The sequence below is a fragment of the Micromonospora inaquosa genome (assembly GCF_003857055.1).
GTDB lineage: Bacteria > Actinomycetota > Actinomycetes > Mycobacteriales > Micromonosporaceae > Micromonospora > Micromonospora inaquosa.
This window is the reverse complement of sequence record NZ_QGSZ01000065.1, coordinates 1-6,079: the sequence shown is the minus strand read 5'-3', so window position 1 is coordinate 6,079 and position 6,079 is coordinate 1. Positions and strand designations below refer to the sequence as shown.

8 protein-coding genes are annotated in these 6,079 nt (G+C 73.5%); 2 read left to right on the top strand and 6 right to left on the bottom strand.

Going from position 1 to position 6,079, the window contains the following annotated elements; translation table 11 throughout:
- Nucleotides 1-26: 26 nt before the first annotated feature.
- Nucleotides 27-737: an alpha/beta fold hydrolase gene (locus DLJ59_RS00925; RefSeq protein ID WP_124770623.1), complete on the bottom strand. Its 711-nt coding sequence runs from the start codon at nt 735-737 to the stop codon at nt 27-29.
- Nucleotides 738-893: 156 nt separating this feature from the next.
- Entirely contained in the window at nt 894-1,637 is a 744-nt protein-coding gene (locus DLJ59_RS00920; RefSeq protein ID WP_124770622.1) for an SAM-dependent methyltransferase, read from the bottom strand.
- A 62-nt stretch (nt 1,638-1,699) separates the two neighbouring features.
- On the opposite strand from DLJ59_RS00920, the gene mug reads away from it, so the two are divergent.
- Complete coding sequence (gene mug, locus DLJ59_RS00915; RefSeq protein ID WP_124770621.1) at nt 1,700-2,269, top strand: G/U mismatch-specific DNA glycosylase; 570 nt, start codon at nt 1,700-1,702, stop codon at nt 2,267-2,269.
- Here the strand turns inward: mug and DLJ59_RS00910 are convergent.
- The gene (locus DLJ59_RS00910; RefSeq protein WP_124770620.1) at nt 2,266-2,772 is read right to left on the bottom strand and encodes an SRPBCC family protein; all 507 of its coding nucleotides are present in this window, start codon (nt 2,770-2,772) and stop codon (nt 2,266-2,268) included. The genes mug and DLJ59_RS00910 overlap by 4 nt on opposite strands.
- A complete protein-coding gene (locus DLJ59_RS00905) occupies nt 2,769-3,131 on the bottom strand; it encodes a metalloregulator ArsR/SmtB family transcription factor (RefSeq protein WP_124770619.1) in 363 nt (120 codons plus the stop codon). Before DLJ59_RS00905 ends, DLJ59_RS00910 begins: the two co-directional genes overlap by 4 nt.
- A gap of 109 nt (nt 3,132-3,240) precedes the next feature.
- Here DLJ59_RS00905 and DLJ59_RS00900 point away from each other — a divergent pair, with 109 nt between their 5' ends.
- Nucleotides 3,241-4,341 carry a calcium:cation antiporter gene (locus tag DLJ59_RS00900; RefSeq protein WP_208648513.1) on the top strand — a complete coding sequence of 367 codons (1,101 nt, stop codon included), beginning with the start codon at nt 3,241-3,243 and terminating at the stop codon, nt 4,339-4,341.
- An 18-nt stretch (nt 4,342-4,359) separates the two neighbouring features.
- Here DLJ59_RS00900 and DLJ59_RS00895 read toward each other — a convergent pair whose 3' ends face one another.
- Nucleotides 4,360-5,616, bottom strand: a complete 1,257-nt coding sequence (locus DLJ59_RS00895) for an RNA polymerase sigma factor (RefSeq protein WP_124770624.1) — start codon at nt 5,614-5,616, stop codon at nt 4,360-4,362.
- A gap of 4 nt (nt 5,617-5,620) precedes the next feature.
- Nucleotides 5,621-6,013 (bottom strand): YciI family protein, encoded by a 393-nt coding sequence (locus DLJ59_RS00890; RefSeq protein WP_244235769.1) that lies wholly within the window; start codon nt 6,011-6,013, stop codon nt 5,621-5,623.
- Between the last annotated feature and the right edge of the window lie 66 nt (nt 6,014-6,079).

Genomic DNA, 6,079 nt, shown 5'->3' with positions numbered 1-6,079 from the left:
GCCGCGCGGGGGGCGGCCTGGTCGCCCTACGCGGGGCTGGTCCCCCGGGTCGCCATCAGAATGAGGTCGGCGATCGTCTCGGGATGGGTGACCATGGCAAGATGCGATGATTCGACCTCGATGGTGGTCGCGTTCATCCGATCGGCCAGGAAGCGCTCCAGCTCCGGCGCGGTCGTGCGGTCCTGCGTGGAGATCGAGTAGTAGCAGGGTCGGTCCCGCCACGCGGCCGTCGTGGTGTGGCCCTGGAAGAGGTCCTTGGCGATCGGGCCCTGCACCGCGTACAGGGCGCGGGCCCGGGCCTCGTCGATTCCCCCGGCGAAGTCGGCCAGGAAAGCGCTCTCGCTGAGCTGCGCGTACCCGTCGTGGTGCACGAGGCCGGCGTTCGCCGGCGGCGTGGGGTATTTGGCCGCGAGCGCGCTGTAGTCCTCGCCAGCGTCCGGCGCGCGGGCCGCGACGTACACCAGGGCGGTGACCCTCGGGTGGTTGCCGGCCTCGCTGATGATCGTGCCGGCCCAGGAGTGGCCCACCAGCACCGTCGGGCCGTCCTGCCGATCGAGGGCGCGGTTGGTGGCGGCGACGTCGTCGGCCAGCGAGGTCAGCGGGTTCTGGACCGCGGTGACCGTCAGCCCGGCCCGCTGCAGGAGCGGGATGACGTCGGACCAGGAGGAGCCGTCGGCGTACGCGCCGTGGACCAGGACGACGTTGCGGGCGGGCTTGGACGAAGACGTGTCACTCATCCGGAAACCTCCGTGCGCGGCCGACGACAGCTCTCGCCCGCCACTCTTCCCCACGCCGGTCGGGCCGGTGGGCCAAACGCGCAGGTTCAACCGCTCAACGCACCGGGTCCGGTGCCCACCGCGCGCGACGTGGCCGGCGGCGTCAAGGCCGGACCGTCACCGGCCGAGGACGAGGTAGGCGAGGCCGAGGACACCTCGGTAACCGCCCACGTACTGGCGCAACCGGTCGTCGAGTTCCGCGCGGACGTCGGCCGCACGGGGATCTTCCGGGTACGCCAGCAGCCACTCCTGCCGGCCGGCGAGCCAGGTGGATTCGAAGTCGTCCCATTCCCGTTGATCGGCGGTGCTCAGGTGCAGCAGCCGCCAGCCGCGCTCGCGGGCCGCCTCGATCAGCCCGGGGAGGGTCGCGACATCCGGGCCGAAGACCTCGGCGATCTCCGCCGTGGGGGTCCGTTCCCAGTACGCGTCGCCGAACAGCAGCCGCCCACCGGGCCGGACCACGGCGGCGAGGGCGTCGAGGGCCGCCCCGGTGCCACCGAAGGCGTGTGCCGACCCGATGCAGAGGACCCGGTCGGCCGGCTCCTGCCAGGCGGCTGCTTCCCCCATCACGAAGGCGACGTGCCGGTTCAGGGACCGGCCCGCGGCGAGCCGCCGCCCTCGGGCGAGGGCCGCGTCGTCGGTGTCGACGCCGACGCCCCGGGTCGCGACCGGGCCGGACACACCGCCGGCGGCCACCGCCCGCAGCAGCAGCTCACCCCAGCCGCAGCCGAGGTCGAGCACGCGCGCGCCGGGGCGGACGTCGAGCCGTTGCAGCAGCAGCGCGGCGTGCTCCGGCGAGAGCGGAGTGTTCCAGCGCATCCGCGCGTAGCGGCTGGCGGCGAGGTGGTCGGTGGACTGCATCCGTTCAGGGTGTCAAGGCGTGCGCCGGTGCCGGCACGGGGGCGTACGGCAGGATCGGTGGGGTGGACGCGGAGCGTGCGGGGCCGCCGCGACGGCCGACCCCGCAGGAGGTGGCGGCGGCGGCCGGCCGAGGTCTGCCGGACGTGATCGGCCCCGGGCTGCGCGTGTTGTTCTGCGGTTACAACCCGGGCCTCTACTCGGCCGCCGTGGGGGAGCCGTTCGCCCGCCGGGGCAGCCGCTTCTGGCCGGCCCTGCACGGGGCTGGCTTCACCGACCGCCAGCTGCGCTCCTGGGAGAGCGACGAACTGCTGCGGCAGGGCCTGGGCATCACCAGCCTGAGCAACCGGGCCACCGCCCGCGCCGCGGAGCTGACGTCGGAGGAACTGGTGGCAGGGGTCGCCGGGTTGGCGGTGAAGGCCGAGCGCTATCGGCCGCAGTGGGTGGCGATCCTCGGGGTGACCGCGTACCGGATCGCCTTCGCCCGACCGAAGGCCGGCCTGGGTCCGCGACCGGACCGGCTGGGGCCGGCCCGCGTCTGGGTGCTGCCGAACCCCAGCGGCCTGAACGCGCACTTTCCCCTGCCAGCGTTGACCGCCGAGTTCGCCAAGCTGCGGCGTGAGCTCCACCCCTAGCCGGCCGTCGCGGCGGCCAGCCCCTGGTAGTAGGGCTGCATCGCCGGGTGGTAGTCGTCGAACTCCGGGCGGGGCGAGCCGTCGCGGGAGGCGACCAGCAGGTCCAGGTAGTACTCCCAACCGGCGCCCACCTCGGCGATGCCCTCCACGCTGCTCAGGTGCTGCACGAACCGCAGCTCGGTGGTGCCGTCGCTCTCGGTCAGCGACAGCTCCAGCAGCCAGCTGCCATATTCGTCGATCATCGACACGGCGAGGCGCTGCGGCGGTTCGCACGCGTCGATGCGCACCGCACACCAGGGCTGCTGCTCCTCGTACGCCATCTGGACCCGGATGGTCCGTCCGGGCCCGGCGTCGCCCTCCCACGGGCCGAACCAGCGGGCCGTACGCTCCGACTCGGTCAGGCTGGCCCAGACGTCCTCCAGCGGGGCGCGGAAGGTCCGGGTGAGGACGAGGTCGTGCCCGGTGGCGGTGCGAAACAGGCGTCCTGCGGGTGTGCGGGTCATGCCGTGTGCTCCCTTCGGTGCTCCGCCGGGCCCCGACTGCGGCGCTCTCGGCGGGTGCGATAGACCTCGGTCTCCAGCGCGTCGAGGTGCCGCTCGCAGCGGTCGACAGTGGCGAGCCCGGTGAGCCAGTCGAGCAGCGGGGCGAGCGGGCCCGGGTCGAGCCGGTAGATCCTCTGCCGTCCGACCACCTCGTCACGGACCAGCCCGCTCTCTCGCAGCAACCGTAGGTGGCGGCTGATGGCGGGACGGCTGATCGTGAACCGCCCGGCGATGGCGCCGGCGGAGAGGGGCTCGTCGCGCAACATGGTCAGGATGCGCCGGCGTACCGGGTCCGCGATCGCGACGGCCACCTCATCCACCCCGAAAGCGTAACCTACGGGTTACGGATTTGCCCGCTGTGGACCTCGACACGGCAGACGCTGCGTCGATGGTGGGCACATGATCACCTGGCCTGGCACGCTGTACGGCATGGCCGCCCTGCTGCGCTCCCGCCTGACCGACTGGACCATCGCCGTCCCCGTGCTCGCTCTCCTGGTGTTGATCGGCACCTGGGGGCGGGACCTGCCCGGCCTGATCATCGGGGTGGTCGCGGTGCTGCTGGGCGGCGCCGTGCTCGCGGCCGTGCACCACGCGGAGGTGGTCGCCCACCGGGTGGGCGAGCCGTACGGGTCACTGGTGCTCGCCGTCGCGGTCACAGTGATCGAGGTGGCCCTGATCGTCACGCTCATGATCAGTGGGCCGGAGAAGACCCAGTCGCTCGCCCGCGACACCGTCTTCGCCGCCGTCATGATCACCTGCAACGGAATACTGGGCCTGTCCCTGCTGCTCGGGGCGCTGCGCCGCCGCGTGGCGGTGTTCAACCCGGAGGGCACCGGCGGAGCCCTGGCCACCGTGATCACCCTGGCCACCCTGAGTCTGGTCATCCCGACCTTCACCACGGCCCGGCCCGGCCCGGAGTTCAGCCCGGCCCAACTCGCCTTCGCCGCCGTCGCCTCGCTGGCGCTCTACGGGCTGTTCGTGCTCGTGCAGACCGGCCGGCACCGCGACTACTTCCTGCCGGTCGACAGCCGGGGCCAGGTCATCGAGACGGAGGAGCACGCCAAGCCGCCCACGACCCGTGCGGCGATGGTCAGCCTGGGGCTGCTGCTGGTGGCGCTGGTCGCGGTGGTCGGCGACGCCAAGACCGTCTCGCCGACCATCGAGGCCGGCGTCGCGGCGGCGAACCTGCCGCACGCGTTCGTCGGCGTGATCATCGCCCTGCTCGTGCTGCTGCCGGAGACCCTGGCCGCCGCCCGCGCCGCCCGCCGCGACCGCGTGCAGACCAGCCTGAACCTCGCGCTCGGCTCGGCGATGGCCAGCATCGGCCTGACCATCCCGGCCATCGCGATCGCCTCGATCTGGCTGGACGGCCCGCTGCTGCTCGGCCTGGGCGGCACCCAGCTCGCCCTGCTCGCGCTCACCGCCGTGACCGCCGTCCTCACAGTGGTGCCCGGCCGGGCCAACGTGTTGCAGGGCGGCGTGCACCTGGTGCTGATGGCCGCCTTCGTCTTCCTGGCCGCCAGCCCGTGACCCGCACGGCCCGTCGGCTCAGCCGGTGGGCGGTGGGTCGCCCGCGAGGCGCTCCGCGCGGGCGTTCAGGTAGCGCTGCTGCGCCAGGTTCGTCGAGCGCGCCGCCGCCATCCGGTACGCCTCCCGCGCCGCGACCCGCTCACCCTGAAGCTCCCACAGGTGGGCGCGGGCGGCCGGCAGCCGAGGGTCGTCGGCGAGACGGGGGTCCTCGGCCAGCTCGGCGAGCAACGCCAACCCGGCCGGCGCGCCCCGGCTCATCGCCACCGCCACCGCGTGGTTGAGCGCCACCACCGGGTTGTCGGACATCCCGACGAGCACCTCGTACAGCGCGGTGATCTGCGCCCAGTCGGTGGCCGCCGCGCTGGGCGCCTCGTCGTGCACGGCCGCGATGGCGGCCTGGAGCTGGTACGCCCCGACCACCCCGCGCGGTAGCGCCCCGGTGATCAGCTCGACCCCCTCGGCGATCTGGTCGGCCCGCCACCGGGAGCGGTCCTGCTCGGCCATCGGCACCAGCTCACCGTGCGGGCCGATCCGCGCCGGGGCGCGGGCGTCGGTGAGCAGCATCAACGCGAGCAACCCGGTGACCTCGGGGTCCTCGGGCGCCAGCCGGCGCACCAGCCGGGTCAGCCGGATCGCCTCGGCGGTCAGGTCGGCGCGCAGCAACCCGGGCCCGGCAGTGCGGGCGTACCCCTCCGTGAAGATCAGGTAGAGCACGTGCAGCACGGCGGTGAGCCGGTCGGCGCGCTCCGCGCCGGTCGGCGGCGCGAACCGCAGCCCACTGTCGCGGATGCGTTGCTTGCCCCGGCTGATCCGCCGGGCCATCGTGGCCTCCGGCACCAGGAACGCCCGCGCCACCTCGGCGGTGCTCAACCCGCCCACCGCGCGCAGCGTGAGCGCGATCTGCGAGGCCGGCGACAGCGCCGGATGGCAGCACAGGAACAGCAGGATGAGCGTGTCGTCGGCGTCCGCCGGTGGACCGTCGGCGGGGGGCGCGTACCACTGCTCGGGTAGCACCCACCGCGCCACGGTGTCCTCCCGCCGCATCCGGGCCTGCTCGCGCCGCAGCAGGTCGGTCAGCCGGCGGGACGCCACGGTGATCAGCCAGCCACGCGGATTCTCCGGTACGCCGTCGCGCGGCCAACTGTGCGCCGCGGCGATCAGCGCCTCCTGCACCGCGTCCTCGGCCGTGTCGAAGTGCCCGTAGCGGCGGACCAGCGCGCCGAGGACCTGCGGCGCCAGTTCGCGCAGCAGGTCCTCGGCGGGAGTCTCCGGCACCCGGTCAGCCGGCCAGGTCCTCGACACCGTCGAGCACCGGCCGCACGTCCACGTACCCACCGGGGGCGTCCGGGTCGACCAGGCCGGTGGCGATCTCGGTGGCCCGGTCGAAGCTGGCGCACTCCACGATGGTGTAACCGGCGAGGACCTCCTGCGTCTCCGGGTACGGGCCGTCGGTGATCACTGGTGCCCCCTCGCGCACCTGCACCCGGCGGGCCTGCACCGGCTCGCTCAGGCCCCGGGCGTCAACCAACTCCCCGGACTCGGTCAGCGCCTGGTGGAAGGTCTCCATGTGCTGGTGCATCGCCGCGATCTGCTCGGCCGACATCGCCGGCCGGTCGGAAGCCCGCCCGGACAGCACGTCGTAGTCCTGCTGCGACCCGTAGAGCAAAATCATGTACTTCACGGTTCTTCCCTCCCTCCTCCGGTGAGGACACCACCCCGGCGCCCTCACCGGAAACGT

Excerpts from the sequence above, each read along its gene's own strand:
- DLJ59_RS00890 (WP_244235769.1), bottom strand. The coding sequence starts at position 6,013 with ATGATTTTGCTCTACGGGTCGCAGCAGGACTACGACGTGCTGTCCGGG.
- DLJ59_RS00920 (WP_124770622.1), bottom strand. The coding sequence starts at position 1,637 with ATGCAGTCCACCGACCACCTCGCCGCCAGCCGCTACGCGCGGATGCGC.
- DLJ59_RS00925 (WP_124770623.1), bottom strand. The coding sequence starts at position 737 with ATGAGTGACACGTCTTCGTCCAAGCCCGCCCGCAACGTCGTCCTGGTC.
- DLJ59_RS00900 (WP_208648513.1), top strand. The coding sequence starts at position 3,241 with ATGGCCGCCCTGCTGCGCTCCCGCCTGACCGACTGGACCATCGCCGTC.
- DLJ59_RS00910 (WP_124770620.1), bottom strand. The coding sequence starts at position 2,772 with ATGACCCGCACACCCGCAGGACGCCTGTTTCGCACCGCCACCGGGCAC.